This window comes from Methylomonas sp. EFPC1 (genome assembly GCF_016925515.1).
In the GTDB taxonomy this organism is placed as follows: Bacteria; Pseudomonadota; Gammaproteobacteria; order Methylococcales; family Methylomonadaceae; genus Methylomonas; species Methylomonas defluvii.
Window position 1 is genome coordinate 64935 of record NZ_CP070494.1, and the last position, 19776, is coordinate 84710.

20 protein-coding genes are annotated in these 19776 nt (G+C 52.5%); 7 read left to right on the forward strand and 13 right to left on the reverse strand.

Going from position 1 to position 19776, the window contains the following annotated elements; genetic code table 11:
- Positions 1-46: 46 nt before the first annotated feature.
- Positions 47-604, forward strand: coding sequence for a C40 family peptidase (locus JWZ98_RS00265; RefSeq protein WP_240348154.1), 558 nt, complete (start codon positions 47-49; stop codon positions 602-604).
- Here JWZ98_RS00265 and JWZ98_RS00270 read toward each other — a convergent pair.
- From JWZ98_RS00270 to JWZ98_RS00290, 5 genes are all read right to left on the reverse strand, one after another.
- Positions 601-1272, reverse strand: a complete 672-nt coding sequence (locus tag JWZ98_RS00270; RefSeq protein WP_205452484.1) for an NAD(P)H-dependent oxidoreductase — start codon at positions 1270-1272, stop codon at positions 601-603. The genes JWZ98_RS00265 and JWZ98_RS00270 overlap by 4 nt on opposite strands.
- A 1-nt stretch (position 1273) precedes the next feature.
- Complete coding sequence (locus JWZ98_RS00275) at positions 1274-2026, reverse strand: DUF5765 domain-containing protein (protein ID WP_171697153.1); 753 nt, start codon at positions 2024-2026, stop codon at positions 1274-1276.
- Between the two features lie 174 nt (positions 2027-2200).
- A complete protein-coding gene (locus tag JWZ98_RS00280; RefSeq protein ID WP_205452485.1) occupies positions 2201-4408 on the reverse strand; it encodes a primosomal protein N' in 2208 nt (735 codons plus the stop codon).
- Positions 4409-4808: 400 nt separating this feature from the next.
- On the reverse strand, positions 4809-5306 hold the full coding sequence (locus tag JWZ98_RS00285; RefSeq protein ID WP_101052790.1) for a disulfide bond formation protein B: 498 nt from the start codon (positions 5304-5306) through the stop codon (positions 4809-4811).
- Positions 5307-5376: 70 nt separating this feature from the next.
- Positions 5377-6330, reverse strand: a complete 954-nt coding sequence (locus tag JWZ98_RS00290; protein ID WP_205452487.1) for a universal stress protein — start codon at positions 6328-6330, stop codon at positions 5377-5379.
- A gap of 321 nt (positions 6331-6651) precedes the next feature.
- On the opposite strand from JWZ98_RS00290, the gene JWZ98_RS00295 reads away from it, so the two are divergent.
- Together JWZ98_RS00295 and JWZ98_RS00300 are read left to right on the forward strand one after the other, a co-directional pair.
- Complete coding sequence (locus JWZ98_RS00295; protein ID WP_205452489.1) at positions 6652-7872, forward strand: potassium/proton antiporter; 1221 nt, start codon at positions 6652-6654, stop codon at positions 7870-7872.
- A gap of 76 nt (positions 7873-7948) precedes the next feature.
- The gene (locus tag JWZ98_RS00300) at positions 7949-9016 is read left to right on the forward strand and encodes an IS630 family transposase (protein WP_205450279.1); all 1068 of its coding nucleotides are present in this window, start codon (positions 7949-7951) and stop codon (positions 9014-9016) included.
- 3 nt (positions 9017-9019) lie between these two features.
- Here JWZ98_RS00300 and JWZ98_RS00305 read toward each other — a convergent pair whose 3' ends face one another.
- From JWZ98_RS00305 to JWZ98_RS00320, 4 genes are read right to left on the reverse strand one after another with little or no spacing between them, the layout of a single operon-like run.
- The gene (locus tag JWZ98_RS00305; RefSeq protein ID WP_205452493.1) at positions 9020-9724 is read right to left on the reverse strand and encodes an NAD-binding protein; all 705 of its coding nucleotides are present in this window, start codon (positions 9722-9724) and stop codon (positions 9020-9022) included.
- The gene (locus tag JWZ98_RS00310; RefSeq protein ID WP_205452494.1) at positions 9721-11325 is read right to left on the reverse strand and encodes an NAD-binding protein; all 1605 of its coding nucleotides are present in this window, start codon (positions 11323-11325) and stop codon (positions 9721-9723) included. The genes JWZ98_RS00305 and JWZ98_RS00310 overlap by 4 nt, the downstream gene beginning before the upstream one ends.
- A gap of 6 nt (positions 11326-11331) precedes the next feature.
- Positions 11332-12045, reverse strand: a complete 714-nt coding sequence (locus tag JWZ98_RS00315; protein WP_205452495.1) for an SDR family oxidoreductase — start codon at positions 12043-12045, stop codon at positions 11332-11334.
- Positions 12033-13025, reverse strand: a complete 993-nt coding sequence (locus JWZ98_RS00320; RefSeq protein ID WP_205454360.1) for a spore photoproduct lyase family protein — start codon at positions 13023-13025, stop codon at positions 12033-12035. The genes JWZ98_RS00315 and JWZ98_RS00320 overlap by 13 nt, the downstream gene beginning before the upstream one ends.
- A 391-nt stretch (positions 13026-13416) precedes the next feature.
- Between JWZ98_RS00320 and JWZ98_RS00325 the strand changes: the two genes are divergently transcribed.
- The gene (locus JWZ98_RS00325; RefSeq protein WP_205452496.1) at positions 13417-13773 is read left to right on the forward strand and encodes a hypothetical protein; all 357 of its coding nucleotides are present in this window, start codon (positions 13417-13419) and stop codon (positions 13771-13773) included.
- Positions 13774-13834: 61 nt separating this feature from the next.
- Here the strand turns inward: JWZ98_RS00325 and JWZ98_RS00330 are convergent, their stop codons facing one another.
- Both JWZ98_RS00330 and JWZ98_RS00335 read right to left on the reverse strand, forming a co-directional pair.
- On the reverse strand, positions 13835-14734 hold the full coding sequence (locus JWZ98_RS00330; protein ID WP_205452497.1) for a PilZ domain-containing protein: 900 nt from the start codon (positions 14732-14734) through the stop codon (positions 13835-13837).
- A gap of 101 nt (positions 14735-14835) precedes the next feature.
- A complete protein-coding gene (locus JWZ98_RS00335) occupies positions 14836-15426 on the reverse strand; it encodes a TIGR00730 family Rossman fold protein (protein WP_101052829.1) in 591 nt (196 codons plus the stop codon).
- 156 nt (positions 15427-15582) lie between these two features.
- On the opposite strand from JWZ98_RS00335, the gene ribF reads away from it, so the two are divergent.
- Positions 15583-16527: a bifunctional riboflavin kinase/FAD synthetase gene (gene ribF, locus JWZ98_RS00340; protein WP_205452499.1), complete on the forward strand. Its 945-nt coding sequence runs from the start codon at positions 15583-15585 to the stop codon at positions 16525-16527.
- Complete coding sequence (locus JWZ98_RS00345) at positions 16524-16754, forward strand: DUF1289 domain-containing protein (RefSeq protein ID WP_205452501.1); 231 nt, start codon at positions 16524-16526, stop codon at positions 16752-16754. Before ribF ends, JWZ98_RS00345 begins: the two co-directional genes overlap by 4 nt.
- On the opposite strand, the gene JWZ98_RS00350 is transcribed toward JWZ98_RS00345, so the two are convergent.
- Positions 16751-18232, reverse strand: a complete 1482-nt coding sequence (locus JWZ98_RS00350; protein ID WP_205452503.1) for an oligosaccharide flippase family protein — start codon at positions 18230-18232, stop codon at positions 16751-16753. The two genes, JWZ98_RS00345 and JWZ98_RS00350, sit on opposite strands and share 4 nt — an antisense overlap.
- Before the next feature lie 115 nt (positions 18233-18347).
- Positions 18348-18920 carry a TetR/AcrR family transcriptional regulator gene (locus JWZ98_RS00355; protein WP_171697123.1) on the reverse strand — a complete coding sequence of 191 codons (573 nt, stop codon included), beginning with the start codon at positions 18918-18920 and terminating at the stop codon, positions 18348-18350.
- A gap of 115 nt (positions 18921-19035) precedes the next feature.
- Between JWZ98_RS00355 and JWZ98_RS00360 the strand changes: the two genes are divergently transcribed.
- On the forward strand, positions 19036-19686 hold the full coding sequence (locus JWZ98_RS00360; protein ID WP_033156937.1) for a glutathione S-transferase family protein: 651 nt from the start codon (positions 19036-19038) through the stop codon (positions 19684-19686).
- Positions 19687-19776: the final 90 nt, after the last annotated feature.

Sequence of the window (19776 nt, forward strand, 5' to 3'; positions counted from 1 at the left end):
CCTGTCTATAATATGCAAATTGATGATTTTATTGCCGATAAATCCGATGTCCATTTGCCTATCTTACCGCCGTGCTTTATTACTGCTGGTTCAGATAGTGGCGGTTGCCATGCTGAGTCCGCTGACCGGCTGCGCCAGTAAGGAAAAAGCACCGCTGACCGTGTTGCCGGCGCCCGAAGGCGGCAACCGGATCGCAGCGAATGATGCGCTGCAATTACAAGGTGCGCCTTATGTTTACGGAGGGGAGTCTCCCAGCCAGGGCTTTGACTGCAGCGGTTTGGTGTATTACGTGTATAACCGTCAGGGGATGCGCCTGCCGCGCGACACCCAATCTTTAGCCAGACAATTGCCGGCCGTACAGCCAGAGCAAAAACAACCGGGCGATTTGTTGTTTTTCACCACCGAGCGGCCGTTTTCGCATGTGGGGATTTATATTGGCGGTGAGCAGTTCGTGCACGCGCCAAGTAGCCGGACCGGGCAGGTGATGGTGTCCGACTTAAGGCAGCCGTATTGGCGCGAGCGCTTTATCGGGGTGCGCCGTCCTGTGGCGCGTTATTCCTTGTCGCTGAACGACAGCGATTACAGCGGCTGCCGTCTGAATTAATCCAGCCAGCGTACCACCGCATCGCGCGATTGCCGGGTCTTCGGCCGCGCCGGAGGATTTTTCCGGTAGCCAAACGCCACCATATATGCCGCGGACCAGTGTTCTAAATTTACGTCGGCGTCTTCCGCTAAAATCCGTTCTACTTCCACACGCTCAAAACCTTCTATCGGACAGGAATCGATACCTATCAGCGCCGCCGCCGTCATCATATTCGCCAACGGCAGATAGGTTTGCCGGGTGGCCCAGTCGGTCAGCGTACGTTCGGAACCCAGCAAGTCAAAATCGCTGCGCTGAAACTTCTCAATCAAGCCGCTGCGCAATTCGATGATGTCTTCCGGAAACTGCTGCACCTGGCGCATGATGTGTTGCAGATAGGCGCTGTCGTAGCGCATGAAATGGCTTTTCCGCACCAGCGTCAAAACCACATGGCTGGCGGTAGGCAACTGCTTTTGCCCACCCCAGGTAACCGCCCGCAGTTTTTCCCGCAGGTCCGGGTTTTGCACGACTAGAAACTGCCAAGGCTCCAGCCCGAAAGAACTGGGCGAGAGTCTGGCAACTTCCAAAATAAAATCGAAATCCGCGCCGGCAATCTTGCGCTCGGCGTCGAATTCCTTACAGGCGTGACGAAATTGAAATGCGTCGAGAATGTCCTGCTTACTGATGCTCATATTACAAGCTGTCGCCTACTTCACGTTGATAGAACGGCCATTTCTTCACATGTAAATGTTTTCTGATCGGGGTTTTGATTACCGATACGCACAACGCAATCGAGAACAAACACCATACCGCGCAATACTCGTTCGGATCGTTGGTGGTCACGTCGGAAATCCAGGGTCCGATCAAGTAGTGAAACCCTACAAAGCGCCAGGATCCGTAAATAATAGGCAGGTAAAACGCCGCCAGAATGTACGAAAATGCGTGCAAGCCCCAATTAAACCCAAACAACCAAGTCACGGGTTGCGACATCAAACCGTTTAACGGCATTTGCCAGGCAATGTGCCACTCGCCGGAGACTGAGCAGGTCTGTACTCCGCAAAAGCCTTCAGTACCGGGCACGCAGTCGCCGGCCCAGGCGAACGGATACATCTTGATTAGCATCGCCAACGAACTGATGGCACATAAGGTGTAAACCGTGGTTCTAATCTTTAATTTGACGCTTTCCGGAATGAAGTACATCGCCACCATGTTTACAAAAAACGGTTGGAAAGCGATATGCAGATAACCGAGCAGGGTGAGCACCTGATTATTGGGGTTATCGCACAAGTTGATGTACACGTAGGTTGCCGCTTGTAGCAGTTCCATCAGGGCAAAATACGTTAACGGAATCCATAATTCCTTGGATTCACCTTTGTAAGCCACGTAAACGGCGGTCGTTAAACCTGCGGCAGCCAGAACGCCTGACGCTTCTCCACTCCAACACATTGAAAAATACCTTCTTTATTTTAGTTATAGGCATAGACATCTAGTTTGTAAGCGTGCCATCCAACCGCGCTTAAGTTACTGATTCAGATGTCTATGGGTTTTGCTACGGTCCGTCGTAAAGGGCGGGAATTATTACATAAACCGGACTAAATCGCCGGATTTTGGCGGGTCAGGCTAGTACAAATCCACCGGATCGACATCCAGCGACCAACGCACCTTTTTGGCTTCCTTCAACGCATAAATGGCAGGCAACAAATTGTCCAGCAAGTGGTGTAATTCTTTGCGCTGCGGACTCTGCAACAGCAACTGGTAACGGAACAAACCTGCGCGTCTGGCCATCGGTGCCGTCACCGGCCCCAGCACCTGAACCTTACCGGGATTTAGCTCGCTGATTTTCCGGCAAACCGCTTGCAAAAACTGTTGCGGTTCCTCGGCCTTGCCAGCTTGCACCCTCAGCAAGGCCTGATGACCGAACGGCGGCAAGCCGGCCTGCCGCCGCTCCTGGAGCGCACTTTGTGCGAAAGCCCGATAGCCTTTGCTTAGCAAGGTCTCCAGCAAAGGATGTTGCGGATGGCGGGTTTGCAATACCACCTTGCCGGGTTGGTCGGCGCGGCCGGCGCGGCCGGCAACCTGCACGATCAATTGCGCCAGGCGCTCGCTGCCGTGGTAATCGATACTGAACAGGCCGCTGTCTATATCCAGAATGGCGACCAGCGTCACCCCCGGAAAATGGTGGCCCTTGGCGAGCATTTGCGTCCCGAGAATAATATCGACACCACCATCGTGAATTTGCTCCAGGTAGTGTTCCAAAGAACCCTTGCGCTGCGTGGTATCTCGGTCCAGGCGCACGATTGTCTTGTCTGGAAATAAGGTTTCCAAGGTTTGTTCAATACGTTCGGTACCCAAGCCCAGCGCCTGTAATTCGCCGGTTTTACAGGCCGGACACTGCTTGAGCAAGGCTTGTTCGCTGCCGCAGTGATGGCAGCGCAGCAAGCGGTCGGCGGCGTGAATCACCAAATTGGCATCGCAGCGCCGGCAACGCGACACCCAGCCGCAGCCATGGCAAATCTGCACCGGCGCGTAGCCGCGGCGGTTGAGAAAAATCAGCGCTTGTTGTTTTTTGGCCAGCGTGGCTTGGATTTCCGCCAGCAGCGGTTCGGACAGGCCGGCTTGCATTCTTTTATTGCGTATGTCCAATAACTGAAAGCTCGGTGCCGTGGCATTGCCGGCCCGATTGGGCAAATGCAGTAATTGGTAGCGGTGCTGGGCAACGTTCGCCATGCTCTCCAGCGACGGCGTCGCCGATCCCAATAACACCGGGATACCCAAACCCTTGGCCCTGGCAATGGCGACGTCCCGCGCGGAAAAGCGAAAGCCTTCCTGTTGTTTGAACGAACTATCGTGCTCTTCGTCGAGAATGATCAGGCCGGGGCGCGGCATCGGCGTAAACAACGCGGACCGGGTGCCGAGCATGATGGCGGCATGGCCTTGCTGCATACTCAGCCAGGCCTGCAAACGCTGGTTATCGGTTAATTTGGAATGGGTGGACACCAGGTTCACGGCAAAACGCTTTAGAAAACGTTGCTCCAATTGCGGCGTCAGGCTGATCTCCGGCAGTAAAACCAGCACCTGTTTGCCCTGCGCCAACACCTCGGCGATGATCTGCATATACACTTCAGTTTTGCCGCTACCGGTCACGCCCTCCAACAAGGATACGGCAAAGCGGCCCAGATTGGCGATGACCGCATCGATAGCAGCCTGCTGTTCGGGGTTGGCCGGTAACGCGGTCTTAGTGACGGCTAATCCGCCGCCCGGAGCGAATTCTTGCGCCGTGACCAAGCCCTTGTCGAGCAAGGCTTTCAACGCCGGCTTGTAGGCGCTAAGCGCGGCAGCTGTCATCGCACTCCCGGTGGACTGCAACAAAGCCAATAGTGCTTGTTGCTTGGGTGCGCGGCGTAATTGTTCCGGGGAAACCAGCCGACCCTGCGGGCTGAGGCCGAAACAGGGTTGGTGTTGCAGTAAAGCCGGCCGGCCTTGGCGCAAGGCCACCGGAAACGCCGCGGCCAGCACTTCACCAATCGGGTGGTGATAATAGCGGCTGGCCCAGCGTAATAACTGAATGTCGGTGTCCGCCAATAGCGGCTGGGTATCCAAAATGGCGATGGCCGGTTTGAGTTTATCCATCCGGACGCTGGAATTCTCCGCGACAGCCAGCAAAATCCCTACTTGCTGGCGCTTACCGAAAGGCACCAACACTCTGACACCTGCTTGCAATTCCGACACATTAACGCCAAGTGGCGGCAAATAATCGAATAAGCGGTCCAGCGGAACTGGCACGGCAACTTTCAAAATTAAATTGCCGGAAGTATCACAGTTAGGCATGTCTCGTGATGTTTTTTTGATATTAGATCGCTAAGTGGTTAACAGGATTGAGGAATCTGAGTTACCCACAAAAGCTGTGGATAACTCTGTGGATTGGCTTTTGAGAGAATCGCTTAGTGTCGGTTTTTATTACACATTTGTTAAATTGTGCAAATTTAAGCCAGCTAATTTGCCGATTATAAATCAATAACTTACGTAAAAAATTAATCTGTGTTAAATATCGCAGGCACTATTGCGATGCTACGCAAGCTATGCTCCGTTTTTGTGCATAACCTGTTGCGAAGCTGTATCGATTCGACGCGGTAACTGCTGCAGTTGCAACAATTGGGTGCCGCGAAAAAATCAGGGAGCTAACACCGGCGACTTTTGACATGGCTGTACCTATTTGCGAATCCCGTAGCTAGACGGCATCGGCATCGTTAAAAAATTGCAGGCATGCCCAACCCGCCAACAACAAAAACGCGAATAAGGTCCAGGCCGGAATACTCAGGCCCAGCAAGGTCCAATCGACTTTCGCGCATTCGCCGGTGCCGGTCAGCATCAATTTGATCGTATCCGCCAGCGGGAAATGTTGAAACACGTATTCCAGCCCCGGACTGCATTCCGGCACCTCTTCGGGCGGCAGATGTTGCAACCAGACATGCCGGGCCGAGACGCTGGCGCCGATCAGCGCGGCAGCGGCACTGCACAGCGCATAAACTTTGCGACCGCGATTATGCAAACCAGCGATTAAAAAAATCACGCCTGTCGCCAAAATGGCCAAGCGCTGCGAAATACACAGCGGGCAAGGTTCCAACTCTTCGACAAATTGCAAATAAGCACCGACCGCCAACAGCCCAGCGCAAGCGGCAAAGCCCAGGAAAAAACAAATACGCGGATTAAATTTTAAAAAATTCATTTTCTATGTCTTGGATTAATACGGAAACTGCAAAACTTCGGTTTAGGGCAAAAGCTGGCTCAAACCCTGTTCATGCCAAAGGAGAAACAAAACCGTCCGGCTTGACTGCGAGCACTGAACAGTGGATACCGTTAAGGATGACTTCGGCAGTGTTGCCGATGATCAAACCTTTGATGCCGGTACGCGCCACCGTTCCCATCACCAGTAAGTTAACGTCCAATCTTGCCGCCAAAGCCGGAATATCGTCCCGCGCACTCCCTCTGACCAAGTGCAGCCTCGGCGATAAGTAATTGTAAGCCTCATCGCCTATCCAATGCCGTAATTTAGCGGCCAAGCCATCGAGCCCGGCCTGGTAGCGGGCTCTTTCGGCTTCAATCTGCATTTCGACGGTTTTATGTGGAATATCGCCTGCCCACGCGCTCAGCATCGAGTCCCAAACGTGTACCAGATGCAGTTCGGCGAAATCGGCGAGCGCGACAGAACTAGCGAGCTCCAAAATTCTGCGGTTCAAACCGTCGTCCGCCCCGTCCGCGGACCAGGGATCGAAATCGACGGCGGCCATAATTTTGGCATAATTGGTTTTTTCTTCCGGCCGCATCAACCAGACCGGGCGCGGACATTTGCGTAACAAATGCATGTCCGTACTGCCGAACAAATGGTCATGGATACCATGGTCGTCGGCGGCCAATTTAATGACCAAATCATGGTCGCCATCCAGAGTCTGGCGCACGATTTCGATAAACGGGCTGCCAACCCGGATTTGCACATCAACGGGATTGACGCTGCTGTAGCCAAGCAGTAAAGCTTCCAGCTTCTGGCGCTCCTGCTCGCGCAGCTGATTGTCGATTTGCTCCGGCGTATAAAGCTCAAGCAAAGCGCCCAGACGCGGTTGTTCGACGACCTGTAAAAACGTCAATCTGGCTTGATTGTTTGCCGCCAACGCGATCACCCGCTCGATAGCCTTCCGCTGGTCGACGGCAAATTCGGCGACATACAGGATGTTTTTGAATCGGTTCATAGCCATGGTGTTGAGATCGTATAAATAGCCGAAATGCTTATATTCCGGCTATATTGTCCGGGCAATCGAAAGCCACTTTGGCGGCGGATGTGCGTCCCGTACCAAAAAATTCCGTTTTCAGCGGGGCCATGCAATTACACTCCGGCCTCAGACTTTACCGCGTCACGGCAAGTGAGGCAATCGCCGCTGTTTATCGGCACGGCACAAATCGACGTGGGAAGTAAGACACGATTTGCTTGGACCGAACATGCCGGCTCAAGCTTGCAAGACCGCTCATTTGCCCATACATCTTAACTACCGTAAATTCCTGATCACAGAGAATCGCCCATGCCCTCCATTGAATTGGTCAGTCTAGTTAGCGCCAGCCTGCTATTAATCAGCGTGTTTTCCAGCAAACTGGCCAGCAAAGTGGGCATTCCTTCGCTGCTGTTTTTTCTCTTGACCGGCTGGCTGATCGGCGAGTTCGGCGGACCGGAACTGCATAGCCCGGAAATTGCAAAATTTATCGGCGATTTTGCATTGATTTTTATTTTATTTACCGGCGGCCTGGACTCGCATTGGCCCAATATTCGCCCGGTGTTATGGCAGGGGTTATGCCTTTCCACACTGGGCGTGTTTATCACGATGCTGCTGTTAGGCAGCTTTGCTTGGTTTATCCTCGGCTCATTCAGCACCTTTTCGCTGGGCGTTCATGGCATTACGCTGACTCAAGGTCTGTTGCTGGCCGCTATTGTCTCTTCCACGGATGCTGCCGCGGTGTTTTCCGTGCTGCGCTCCAGTCACATTGTTTTGAAGGGCAAGTTGCAACCTTTGCTTGAGTTGGAATCCAGCAGCAACGATCCGATGGCCGTGCTACTGACTGTTACCTTGCTGAATTATGCGACCGGGGCCGAATCGGCTTTTCTGGAAGGCGGCATGTTTTTGGTTATGCAACTGTTAATCGGTGTGGCCGTGGGTTATGGCGGCGGGCGTTTCATGGTCTGGTTGCTGAATCACATGGGCTTAAGCTCGGCCGGCTTGTATGCCATCGCCTCCATAGCATTGGTGCTGCTGACGTATAGCGGCGCTACGTTCATGCATGGCAATGGTTTTCTGGCCGTTTACGTGGCCGGTATTGTGGCCGGGAACCGAGAGGTTACCCACCACCACTACATCAATGCCTTCCATGACAGCTTCGCCTGGCTAATGCAGATCATCATGTTTTTAACCTTGGGCATGCTGTCGGTACCCTATCGCGCCGAATTGTCGTCCTTGGCCAGTGTGGCCGTGGCGATTAGCTTGTTCCTGATGTTTGTAGCGCGCCCGGTCAGCGTCTTCATGAGTTTACTGTGGGCCAAGATCAGTTTTAAGGAAAAGCTGCTGGTTTCCTGGGTGGGTCTGCGCGGTTCCGTACCTATCGTACTGGCAACGTTCCCGTTGGCGGCCGGTATAAAAGAGGCCGGAGAGATTTTTGTCCTGATCAGTTTTATTGTGGTGATGTCGGTGCTGATTCAGGGCTTTTCGCTAGCGGCTTTGGCGCGCTGGCTGGGATTGGCGGAAAAAAAATAAAATCGGCAGGGCGCAGTTCAAGTGCCGGCTAGTGCTTAGTTGCGTTATTAAGCGCTAATAATGTAATCTTGTAGGGATGTCACGAGTAGCCCCAAAAATTGAGTGTTCCGCGGAAGTACGGGCAGAGTTAGAGCGGCGCGCAGCGAGCCGAACGGAAGAAGCTCGAATGGTCGAGCGAGCCCGAATGATTCTGGGCTGTCTGGATGGCGCGCAAGTCCAAGCGGTTGCCGCGCAATGCCGAACGCGAGCCAATACAGTCATCAAGTGGCGAAACCGCTTTATGGCTCAGGGGCTTTTGGGGCTGTCAGACGAACCTCGGCCGGGCGCACCGAAGACGTATGATGAGCATTTTCGACAGCGTGTCTTGGCAATCCTTGAACTGCCACCGCCAAAGGGACAAGCCGTCTGGGATGGTCCCGCTGTAGCTAGGGCCCTGGATAGTTCGGTTTACGCGGTTTGGCGCGTGCTCCGTAAGGAAGGGATTTGTCTGCAACGACAGCGATCCTGGTGCGTCAGTACCGACAAAGAATTTGCGGTAAAGGCGGCGGACATTGTTGGCTTGTATTTGAGTCCGCCCGAGAATGCCTTAGTCATCAGTGTCGACGAAAAACCCAGTATCCAAGCGCTGGAACGAATGACCGGGTACGTTGAAACCGACAGTGGCAAGATCGCGCGCGGATTCCAGAGCACCTATAAGCGTCATGGGACACTGAATTTGTTTGCAGCTCTGCAGGTCGCAACCGGTAACATCATCGCCCAGATAACCGAAACGAAGCGGCGTGAAGATTTTCTCGGGTTCATGGACACGATTGTTGCCGAGACGCCGGCTGGCCAAGAGTTGCATGTGATTCTGGACAATTACTGTACCCACAAAAAATGCGACGCCTGGCTGGCTCAGCATCCGAATGTCCATTTCCACTTTACGCCCACCTCAGCCAGTTGGCTGAATCAGGTGGAAATCTGGTTTGGCATCCTGTCGCGCAAAGCTTTACGCGGCGCCAGTTTCCAAAACATCGCAGCCCTGCGGCAAGCGATTGAAGACTTTATTGCCGCTTACAATCCAACGGCTACACCTTTTCGATGGCGGAAACGCGAGGTCCGCGGTGCGCAATTACGAAATACTATCGCTAACTTACGGAATTAAGCACTAGATTTTACAAAACTCATTTTCGACGTCTTTTTTAAATGCTCTAATCTCCCGCGAGGGCCCCAAAATCACCAATATATCGCCAACACTCAAACGGCGATCAAATTCTTCCGCCACAAAATGCAGGCGTTCGCTGACTTGTTTATTGACGATGCCGATCAGTATCAAATTGTACTGCGAACTTAAATGCAGCTGGCTGACGTGGGCATTCTCCAGATAGCTGTTTTCCGGAATCGCCACCTCGGCCAGATGTAAATCGTGTCTGCCGAAGACGGTGTGATCAAAAATATCATTGATGTCCGGCCGCTTCAGCATATCGTGAATTTTCCGCCCGCAGATTTCATACGGGTCGATAATCTTGTTGGCGCCCGCCGCTATGAGTTTTTCCGCCGACTCCGGACTATCGACAATCGCCACGATATTCAACGCCTTATCCAGTGCCCGCGCTGATAGCGTCAGAAATACATTTTCCGAGTCCGTGTCGAAAAAGCAAAACAGCGTATCGATATGCGCACCAATGCCGATCAGCTTCAAATCGTCGTCGCTACGGAAATCGATATTGGCGGTTTCGAAGCCGTTTTCCCGCGCCAGCGCCGCTTTGGTGGGGTCGTGATCGATCACGGTGATTTGATAGAGCTCTTTGTCCAGCCGGCTAATCGCCTCGAACGACAGCCGGTTGTAACCGAATACGGCGATATTTTTCATTTGGGCTGCCTGCTGAATAAACGGCGTTGTTCCACCTGATCGCGAAAATGATCGATGCCGTACTTACGGCCCAATAACACCAGCATGTCGCCGTGCCTCAGGATAAAGTCCACTTCCGGATTGAAATAAAAATGTTGCTGATTCACCTGGTATTTATTCTTATGTTTCAGATGAATCGGATTGTCGCTGATCACCCCCAACAAGGTGAGCTTACGCTGCTGCAAATCCAGTTGGCCGATTTTTTGATTATCCAGCGGCGACTTTTCGCTGACCAATACCGACTCCATCACCGTCTCGGTTTGATTATGCAAAATGCCGGAGATGGCCTCGAAAGCAACGGGCTGACCGACAAATTCCGCCGCCAGCAATCCGGCAATCTCAAACGGCCTGATGACGTTATCAGCGCCGGCCTGGTAGAGCTTATTGACGTTGTCATGCCGATTGGCACGGGAAATTATGCGCAGGTTTTTATTTAAATGCCGGCTGGTTAAGGTCACATAGACGTTAATCACATCGTCGCCGGTAATGCACAGAATGGCGCTGGCACCGCGGCAAATACCGGCGTTGATCAACACTTCATTGTTACTGGCATCGCTTTCTATCGCCAGATAACCGCGTTTCTTGGCCAAATCAATCCGCGCCGGCACTCTATCGATGATTAAAAATTTTTGTCTGTCGTTGTGTAAATGCCGGGCAATCTCTTGCCCCACCCGGCCAAAACCGCAAATGATGATGAAATTGTCATAGCGGTCCAGTTCGGCGTAGGTTCTGGATTCACGCACCGACAGCATTTTCTCGCTGAAGGCGGCAATCAGGATGGAGGTGAAGAACGACAACACGCCCAAGCTGGCCAGTATCAAAAAAATCGTCACCCAGCGGCCGCCGGTGGTCTGCGGGGTGATGTCGCCAAAGCCGACCGTCGCCAAGGTAACAATGGTCCAATAAAAGGCGTCGAATAAATTATGGATGCCGCTATCGGTGGCCTGATACTCGAACATGTAAATCGACACGCTGGCGATAAACACCAAAAAGCAGGTGAATATCAACAAAGTCATCAATTCGAAGCGTTTGCTGGCCAAAGCGTCGGCGAACAATTTGGCGCTATTGGAGTAACGAAATAGCTTGAACAGCCGGAATATGATGAAGATACGCAGGATCGCCAACGGCCGGTAGCTGGGCAAAATGGCCAGAATATCGATAATCGCAAACGGCGAGGTGATGTACTCAATATCCCTGACGAAGGCTTTGCGAAACACCCCGAGCAGATTGAAATCCAGATTCAAATACAGCGCTTTCTCGTATTCCTCAATGATGACTTTATAGGTGTCCGAATAAATCCAGCCCCTGACCAGATATTCGACGATGAATACCATCAAAATCGCCAGTTCGAAATAACCGCCCATCTTGCTGTCTTCGTGCTCTATATCGTAAATCAGAAAAATCACGCTCAAAATCAGCAAGCCGATCATTGTCGCGTCGAAATATTTCTTTTTGCGGCTATGGCTGTTTTCTAACAAATCGTAAAAAAACAGCTTGGCTCTGCGATACCCGTCGGCGGATTTGAGGTAATAAGCGCAATAAACGATGAGTTTGGCTAGCATGTGGGGTTATTTCTTAAATTCGATCACTTTGCTGGAGGGGTTTAAATTGATTTCGTCGATGACGCAATGCGGGCCGGCTTGCAGAATATAAGAAACCGCATCGGCAATGTCCTCCGCCAGCAAGGCTTGGCCGGACTGTTTGCCGGGCGCGAACGACAAGGTAGCAAAAAACGCGGTATCGACCATGCCCGGATTGATCAAGGACACCCGCACCGAACTTTTACCGCATTCGTCACGCAAAGCCTGGCTAAAGCCGCGTAAGGCAAATTTGCTGGCGCAATAGAGGCTGCCGTTGCGACTGCCTTTTAATGCGGCTTCCGAGCCGATATACACCAAGTTGGCATGGGCTTTTTGCTTCAGTTTCGGTAACAACGCCCGCGTTAGATAGGCTTGGGCGGTAAAGTTGACGGTCATCAGCGTCTCAATTTGCGCGTAGGAAAACTGCTCCAGACCGCCGAATTGGCCGTAGCCGGCGGCAAATACCACCGCATCCAATGCCGGGAAATCGCTTTGCAGCTGCTTGGCAAACGGCGGCAGGTCGGCCAATTGCGCTAGATCCAGCTCGCGGCCGATAAAATGAGGGTGATGTTTGGAAAACTTCCGGCAGTCGCGCGATGTGCCAATCACTTGATGACCTTGCGCCAGCAATTGCCGGGCAATCGCCCGACCGATGCCGGAACTGGCGCCGGTCACCAATACCGTGCGCTTTACAGTGTGCATGGAAAATAGACGCTGTGCGGGATGTATTCCAGCAACATTTGCGCGCAATCGGCCATCATCGCCTGTTCCAAATCGGCGCGGTAAGACACCATGCCGGACGCAGTTTGCAGCGGGCTGGCGAACAGTTTTTCATCCGGGTAAAGTTTATGAATTTTTTTGAAATATTGTTCCGGCAAACGAAACACCCCCAAGCTGACCGAATGCAAGGCTTGCGCGTCGATCACCGCGAATACCTGTTCGAACAAGGCCCGGTATTGCTGCCGATAATCGTGCTGATAAATCAACGGGTCGAAACGCAAACCGATTTGCCAGCCCTGTTGCTGCAACTTGGCAGCGGCTTCGATGCGTTTGGCTACGTTTGGCGCCTTGGCTTCCACTTTATCGGCTACCGCATCCGGCGACAGGCTAAACGCCACCACGCAGCGCGGCACCACCTCTCGATTCAACAGGCTTCTGATCTGTGTGCTCTTGGTACGCAGTTCCAGCCAGGCATTGGGTAATTCGGCAAACACCGGCAAAAACTGTTCGGCAAAGTCGGTGACCGGTTCAAAAGCCAAGCTGTCGCAATCGTAACCCGAGAAAAAATACACATCCTGATCGGGCGTTTCCCGGCAGATTTGGCGAATCTGCTCCTGAAAGTCCTCGTAATTCACGAACAGCACATAATTGGCCGACTGGTACATGCCCTGTAAAAAGCAGTAACGGCAGTCGTACAAGCAATTGAGCATGTGCGAAAAGTAATAATTACGCTGCCCGCCGATACCGTAGCCGGCCGGCGCGGGCAACACGAACTTTTGGTATTTTTCCGCCAGAATCAGCGCCGGATGTTGCTTTTGTAAGCGAAAGTTTTGCGCCTTTGGATTAAACACCTCACCGTATCGCTCACAAACCACCGTCCGCGCTTGCGGAAAACGCCGCCGAATCGTCGCTACGCGCGGGTGCTGCTCGATAGCGGATTCGATGTATAGCGTGTCTATCATGATGGCTGAATGCGGCAAAAGGCGGGAGAGCATTATAAATGATTGCCAGCGACAGGACGCCAGCTTGCGCCCGATAAATCTGCAAATCCGCGCGTTGCGGCCACTTGTCGCAACTGCCCGGCGCAAATGGTCCGTTGCCGGCACGCTAAATCCGTTATGATGGCGCTTGAAAAGCAATAACGTTTTTCAATTGGACCCAGTAGGAAAAAAGATACTTCCCATCAGCATGGATTTGCTTCAAGCCTTTTGCCGGCTATATGGCAAAGGGTGCTGTGCCGGTGCTACTTCACGACGAACTTAGACCTATAAGTTGCCGGTGCAAAAAATCTATTCTGTGATGACGTGTTTTTTAGGGCATTGGACCTATTAACCATCACACGAAATCTACTTAATGAAATTATTTACAAAAGCAGTGTTAACTCTGTCATTGGCAGCATCTTTGAGTCTGGTCAACGTTTGTGCCTTTGCTGCTGAAGAAGCGCCAGTTGCAGCAGCACAATCAGGCACCGCAGGCATTATCGCTCACATCGAAAAAGCGCTGGTTGAAGTGAGCAAAAGCGATTTCTCCGCTGCGCAGATTCATCTGAAAGCCGCCAGAACCAGTTCAGAAGCGATTGCCGGCACCTCCGAAGCGACTAAAAAAGCTCATGCCTCTTTGATGCAAGGACAGATCCAGTCTAAAGCCGGTAACGTAGCTAAAGCGACTGAAGAATTGACCAAGACTATCGAACTGTATAAAGCGCTGTAAGGCTTGAACAGGGCTGGGCTGTTATGTCGGTCCAGCCTAATTCAGGGGCAAACCATAGCCCCTACATCCCAAAATAGGCATAGCCGGTCACGGCTATAACGCCGATTCCGACAATCTTGATCTTATCCGCCAGCGCTTGCTGGCTCCAAAAATAAAGACAACTGGCTTTTTTGCGGCACCAGAAGGCTATCAGGCTATTGCCGGCCCGCCGACAATTCCGGGGAATAATGCGCCAAAGGAAGTACAGGCCGATCAGGCCGATCGTGCATAAAATATAAAAAACGATGACTTGGGTAGCATGCGTATCGGTATGGAATGCGTGTTCGATGACATGGTCCAGATTATATTCGGCATACTCGAACATCAAGTGCGCTACATGCAAAACCACTTCGAAAACATGATGGACCAAGCCCATTAACAACCCGAATGCGGCATCCGGCATGGCCAGAATTAATAAGGCCAGGCTTAACAGCAGGCCGTTCACGGCCCGCTGTTGTGTTTTGGTTTTGTCGATATGCTTGTTTAACAGCGCCGTGTCTTCAGGCGTCAAATTGACGAATTGGGCGCCGATTAAATACGGATAACGGTCGTTTTCGTAAGGGTTGCTGGGCTTGCAATACACCACCTTACAGCAGGTCATGATTGCGGTCATATTGGATAACAGCAATATTCGCAGCATTAGATAATCGCCGGCTTGCAGCGGCTCTTGCGCAGTAAAGGCGATACCGCTGGCGCTGATATTGACGTTGAGCGTGTCGTTTTCCTGGCTTTGCGAATCGGGTAGCGCTTGAGGCGAGACGGTATCGGGCGGATTGCTGTTGCCGAGTAAATCATGGAAATTTTCCGGCGCTTGCATTTGTCCATCATGATCAAGCTTGCGATAGAACAGATTGGCTTGCTCATGGATGCGAAAAGCCACTCTGCGATTCAATTTCTTGCCGTTTACCTTAGCCATATTCATCAAACCCTAAAAATCGCCTGTTACGTACTGTCGATGATAGTCCAAGACCGTAAACTCTCAATCCGCATGAAAATAACCCGGACGCAGATTGGCGCGTTTGCTCAGGTGTCGTCTTTACTGACCCACTGTTTTACGGCAGGCGCCTGGTAACTGACATAGCGGTCCAGCAACAAATTTGGGTCGGACTCGACCATTAACATGCCGCGGTGATGCGGTTTGACGAATTGCTCCGCCGTGACGTGATCCAGAAAGCTGATTAAGGCATCGTAATAACCCGCCACATTTAACACGCCGCAGGGCTTTTGGTGAAAACCTAGCTGCGCCCAGGTCCAAATCTCGAATAACTCTTCAAGCGTGCCGATACCGCCGGGTAGAGCGATAAAACCGTCCGCCAGTTCGGCCATCAGCATTTTTCGCTCGTGCATGGATTGGGTGACGTGTAATTCGGAGAGGTTAGGATGGGCGACCTCCTTGTGCGCCAAGGCTTTGGGAATAACGCCGATAGCCTGACCGCCGAGCTTTAACACCTGATCCGCCACCGTGCCCATGATGCCAATCCCGGCGCCGCCATAAATCAAGCGAATGTTGCGGCTGACCAGGGCTTGGGCCAGCGCCTGCGCGGCCTCGCCATACGCATCAAGCCGGCCGGGACTGGAGCCGCAATAGATGCAAATGCTGTTTATCGTTGTCATGTCGGGTATGCCGGAGAATTAGGGTGGCTTATATTCGGTGGAAAACCATGACGCGGCAAGACGAATTTTACTGCCGCCCCATGCTCGGGCAACAGCTGGCATGGTCGCTCAGCGGTGGTTACTGATAGAATTAGGCTTTTTAGTCAGACAGCCATCATGCGCCTAATCAGGGGTTTAAATCATCTTGAGCCGTTACGCGACGGCTGTGTGTTGACCATAGGCAACTTCGACGGTCTGCATCTTGGACATCAGCTGGTAATCGAAAAGCTGGCGGAGCACGGCCGGCGTTTGCAATTGCCAACGGTGGCAATGGTCTTTGAACCTCAACCGTTGGAGTATTTCCTCGGCGACCACGCACCGTCCAGACTGACCCGGTTGCGCGAAAAAACCATTCAGTTTGCTAAATTACCGGTCGATGAATTGCTGGTTTTACCCTTTAACCGCAGCCTGGCCGATTGCGATGCGGAGCATTTCATTCGCGACATTTTGGTCGAGCGCTTGCGCGTCAAGCATTTGGTGGTTGGGGACGATTTTCACTTTGGCAAGGCGCGGCGCGGCAATTTTGCGCTGTTGCAGCATCGCGGCGAGGAGTATGGTTTTGCGGTAGAAGATAGCCATTCTTTCGAGCTGGCCGGTTTGCGAGTCAGCAGCACGCTGATTCGCGATGCCCTGGGCGAAGGCCAATTGGAGCAGGCCAAGCTGATGCTGGGCCGGGATTATTCGGTCTGCGGCCGGGTGGCGCACGGCGACAAGCGCGGCAGGGAGTTGGGCTTTCCTACGGCCAATGTCAGAATGTTTAGAAAGAATACCCCCGTCGTCGGCGTATTTGCGGTGACGATGACCGGCTTGAATGGCAACGAGTACCAAGGGGTCGCCAATGTCGGCACCCGCCCCACCTTCGACGGTGGCGCTAAAGTGGTCTTGGAAACGCATTTATTCAACTTCAATCAAGACATTTATGGGCATTACGTGGAAGTGCATTTTAAAAAGAAGCTGCGCGACGAAATCCGTTTTGCCTCGCTGAGCGAATTGAAACTGCAAATCAGCCGGGATGTCGAACAGGCTCAGCAGTTTTTCAGTGAAACATTGGACATGAAATGATTAACTCCGCAAACTTCCCGGCATCGCCTTGTGTCCGTAACTGTTGTCTGAACGACGAGGATATTTGCTTGGGCTGTTACCGCTCACTGGATGAAATCCGCCTGTGGTCTAGCGCGGACACGCAGACTCGCGAACTGTTTTTGCAGCAGGCTGCCGAACGGCGCAGCAAGATTTTGCAAGCCACTCGGTTGAGGTCTGCTTATGTCGAACAGATGCCGAAAGCTTAAGCGCTGCGCCGCCTTTGTAATATCGGCCTGACATCCAGCCAAGCCGCAATGCCTATATACGTAGCCAAGCCCAGGCTACCTGCCAGCCAGACATTCACCTGATAGCTATCCAACACGTAGCGATTGGCAAAATATAGCGCCAGACCCAATGCAAAATAACCGGTGATCTTGAAGAGCGGATAGCTCACCGGATAATAGTGCCGGCCCAAAGCCCAAGATAAAACCACCATAAACAAATAACAAGCCAGCGTTGCCCACGCCGAGCCGACATAGCCCCAAACCGGTATCCAACAGATATTCAAAACAATCGTCAGACCTGCTCCTGCCAGCGACACCCAGGCGCCAAGTCCGGTGCGGTCGCTCAGTTTGTACCAGACTGACAGATTGACATAGATCCCCAACAGCAAATTAGCCATCAGTAATATCGGCACCACCTCCAGGCCGACTCGATACTCCTCGCCGATAAAATACTTGAACAGATCGATGAACAGCATCACCACTAAAAAGATAAACACCCCGGCAATCACAAAATACTGCATCACCAGTGCATAAGCGCGTTTGGCGTCTGCGCGGCCGGCATAGGAAAAGAAAAACGGTTCGCCGGCGTAGCGAAAGGCCTGCACGAACAAACTCATCAAAATCGACAGCTTGTAGCAGGCACCGTAGATGCCCAGCATCTTCAGGTTGGTGGACAAATCGTAAGGCAGCAAGACCTTCAGAATCGCCCTATCCAGCATCTCGTTGACCATGCCGGCAAAGCCGATGATGACCATGGGCAGAGAGTAACGCAGCATCGGTCCGAGCACGCGAGGGTCGAGCTGGAAGCGCACCGCGCGAAATTGCGGCAGTAACAGCAGCAGCTTGCAAACACTGGCGGCCAGATTAGCTAAAAATATGTAACCCACGCCCAGTTTAGGGTCGTAATAAGCGGCCAGCTCGCTATCCGGCCATAAAGTATTCAGCTTCGGCCAGACCAGCAAAAACAAAAGATTCAAGCCGATGGCGATGAATATCTCGGTCATTTTGATGCCGGCGAAACGCCAGGCCCGGTTCTCGGCGCGCAATCGGGCAAACGGCAGTGCCGCCAGGGCATCCAGCGCCAGAATCCAACCGAACCACAGCAAATACTCCGGATGTCGCGGATATTGCAGCCAGTCGGCCAATGGCTGTTGCCAATAGTAGATTGCCGCGATGAAACCGAGATTGGCGATCAGCAAAAAGCTTAAAGCGCCGCGGTAAACCTCGTCGCTGCTAAACTCCGGCCGCTGCCGAAAGCGGAAATAACCGGTCTCCAAACCTAGCACCAACAACACCGCAAAAAATCCGGCATAGGCGTAAAACTCGGAGACCACGCCGTATTCGCCGGCGCTGAAGGTGTAGGTGTACAGCGGCACCAGCAGATAATTCAAAAAACGGCCGACGATGCTGCTGAGACCGTAGATGGCGGTTTGGGAGACGAGTTGGCGTAGTGAGCTCAAAAGCAGTTGGATCCAAAGAATGATAAGACCTCTCGTTGAGGTCTATGGTAGCCATATTGTAAGGTAGTTGCCGGCTTATCGCTCTAGACGACACAGCCAGCTGCCCGGGTTACGTTTATTCTGCGCAGGCTAAACTTTGTTCGATCAGGACTTTCGCCGCGGCGGCGGCGGTGCGCATTGCCCCGGATTCTCGGCGTCTCTGTTCGCTAACGATGGCCCCGGAAATCAGCATTGCCAATTGTTGGGACAGTGCTTCCGGATCCCGCGCGCCGGCTTGTCGGGCTAAATCTGTCAATACTTGTTGGAAGGTGTCGGAAAACTCTGCGGCGGCCCGTTGAACAGGATTGGCGGCCTCGGCAAATTCGGCAGCGGCATTGATAAACGGGCAGCCACGAAACTCCGGGCTGGATGATAATTCATCGAATACCGCAAACACCGCCAGCAACTTTTGCTTGGGTTCGCTGGCGCGCTGTTCCATACCGATAAGGATACGATTCAGCATGGCCTCCCGGCTTTTGCTTAGATGCGCCAAGACTAGATCGTCTTTTGACGGAAAGTACTTATACAGACTCATTTTGGTGGTGCCGGCGGCTTTTACTATTGCATCGACGCCGGTGGCCTTGATGCCTTGGCTGTAAAACAGCGCAGAGGCGGTTTGCAAAATGTGATCTTGGAGATTACGGGCCATAATTTAAGTACCTGGAAAAAACAGCTTGCAACTATACAGACCGGTATGTATTATTTCAATAGACTGACCGGTCTGTTATAGCGCAGTCTTTAATTCAACTACTGGAGATTATTCGATGATTACTTTGTACGGCGTGGCAATCAGCAACTATTACAACAAAGTCAAATTTGCGTTGATGGAAAAGGATATAGCATTCATTGAAGAGTTTACGCCACCTAGCCAGAGCGAGGATTTGTTGCAACGATCCCCGCTGGGAAAAGTCCCGTTCATCAAAACCAGCGACGGTTATCTGTCCGAATCGCAAGCGATACTGGAGTATCTGGAAGATGCATTTCCGGAACATCCGCTGTATCCGGCCGATGCTTACGAGCGCGGCAAATGCCGGGAGTTTATCCAACATCTTGAATTGAACGTCGAACTGATTGCGCGCCGCCTGTATGGGGAGTTTCTGTTCGGCAACACCGTATCGGCAGAAACCAAGGACGAAGTCAGAGCCAAGCTCGATACCGGATTAAAGGGCTTAGCCAAACTGCTGAAATTATCGCCCTATGCCCTGGGCGACCGTTTTAGTACGGCAGACATCGTGGCTTGGCCGCATCTGCAATTGGTGGGCTTTGCCACCCAAAAAATCTACGGGGAGAATTTGGTGAATACGCATATTCCGGGCATTGAAGCTTATATACAACTGATCGAAAGCCGGCCGCACGCGCAAATAGTGGGTGCCGACCGGGCAAAGGCGTTAGAAGCCTTTTTTCGGAATAAATAGTCCCCGCTCTGCTATTCCTCAGGTGATTTAGCACAAGACCCTCTTATCACTTTCTGGCATTAAGCCGTCGGCGTAATGATGCCGGCGGCC

Bases quoted from the DNA above. Each gene is read 5' to 3' on its own strand.
- JWZ98_RS00285 (WP_101052790.1), bottom strand. From the start codon at position 5,306: ATGAATTTTTTAAAATTTAATCCGCGTATTTGTTTTTTCCTGGGCTTT.
- JWZ98_RS00355 (WP_171697123.1), bottom strand. From the start codon at position 18,920: ATGGCCCGTAATCTCCAAGATCACATTTTGCAAACCGCCTCTGCGCTG.
- JWZ98_RS00320 (WP_205454360.1), bottom strand. From the start codon at position 13,025: ATGATAGACACGCTATACATCGAATCCGCTATCGAGCAGCACCCGCGC.
- JWZ98_RS00280 (WP_205452485.1), bottom strand. From the start codon at position 4,408: ATGCCTAACTGTGATACTTCCGGCAATTTAATTTTGAAAGTTGCCGTG.
- JWZ98_RS00275 (WP_171697153.1), bottom strand. From the start codon at position 2,026: ATGTGTTGGAGTGGAGAAGCGTCAGGCGTTCTGGCTGCCGCAGGTTTA.
- JWZ98_RS00310 (WP_205452494.1), bottom strand. From the start codon at position 11,325: ATGCTAGCCAAACTCATCGTTTATTGCGCTTATTACCTCAAATCCGCC.
- JWZ98_RS00290 (WP_205452487.1), bottom strand. From the start codon at position 6,330: ATGGCTATGAACCGATTCAAAAACATCCTGTATGTCGCCGAATTTGCC.
- ribF (WP_205452499.1), top strand. From the start codon at position 15,583: ATGCGCCTAATCAGGGGTTTAAATCATCTTGAGCCGTTACGCGACGGC.
- JWZ98_RS00360 (WP_033156937.1), top strand. From the start codon at position 19,036: ATGATTACTTTGTACGGCGTGGCAATCAGCAACTATTACAACAAAGTC.
- JWZ98_RS00270 (WP_205452484.1), bottom strand. From the start codon at position 1,272: ATGAGCATCAGTAAGCAGGACATTCTCGACGCATTTCAATTTCGTCAC.
- JWZ98_RS00335 (WP_101052829.1), bottom strand. From the start codon at position 15,426: ATGACAACGATAAACAGCATTTGCATCTATTGCGGCTCCAGTCCCGGC.
- JWZ98_RS00300 (WP_205450279.1), top strand. From the start codon at position 7,949: ATGTCACGAGTAGCCCCAAAAATTGAGTGTTCCGCGGAAGTACGGGCA.
- JWZ98_RS00345 (WP_205452501.1), top strand. From the start codon at position 16,524: ATGATTAACTCCGCAAACTTCCCGGCATCGCCTTGTGTCCGTAACTGT.
- JWZ98_RS00330 (WP_205452497.1), bottom strand. From the start codon at position 14,734: ATGAATATGGCTAAGGTAAACGGCAAGAAATTGAATCGCAGAGTGGCT.
- JWZ98_RS00325 (WP_205452496.1), top strand. From the start codon at position 13,417: ATGAAATTATTTACAAAAGCAGTGTTAACTCTGTCATTGGCAGCATCT.
- JWZ98_RS00295 (WP_205452489.1), top strand. From the start codon at position 6,652: ATGCCCTCCATTGAATTGGTCAGTCTAGTTAGCGCCAGCCTGCTATTA.
- JWZ98_RS00265 (WP_240348154.1), top strand. From the start codon at position 47: ATGTCCATTTGCCTATCTTACCGCCGTGCTTTATTACTGCTGGTTCAG.
- JWZ98_RS00315 (WP_205452495.1), bottom strand. From the start codon at position 12,045: ATGCACACTGTAAAGCGCACGGTATTGGTGACCGGCGCCAGTTCCGGC.
- JWZ98_RS00305 (WP_205452493.1), bottom strand. From the start codon at position 9,724: ATGAAAAATATCGCCGTATTCGGTTACAACCGGCTGTCGTTCGAGGCG.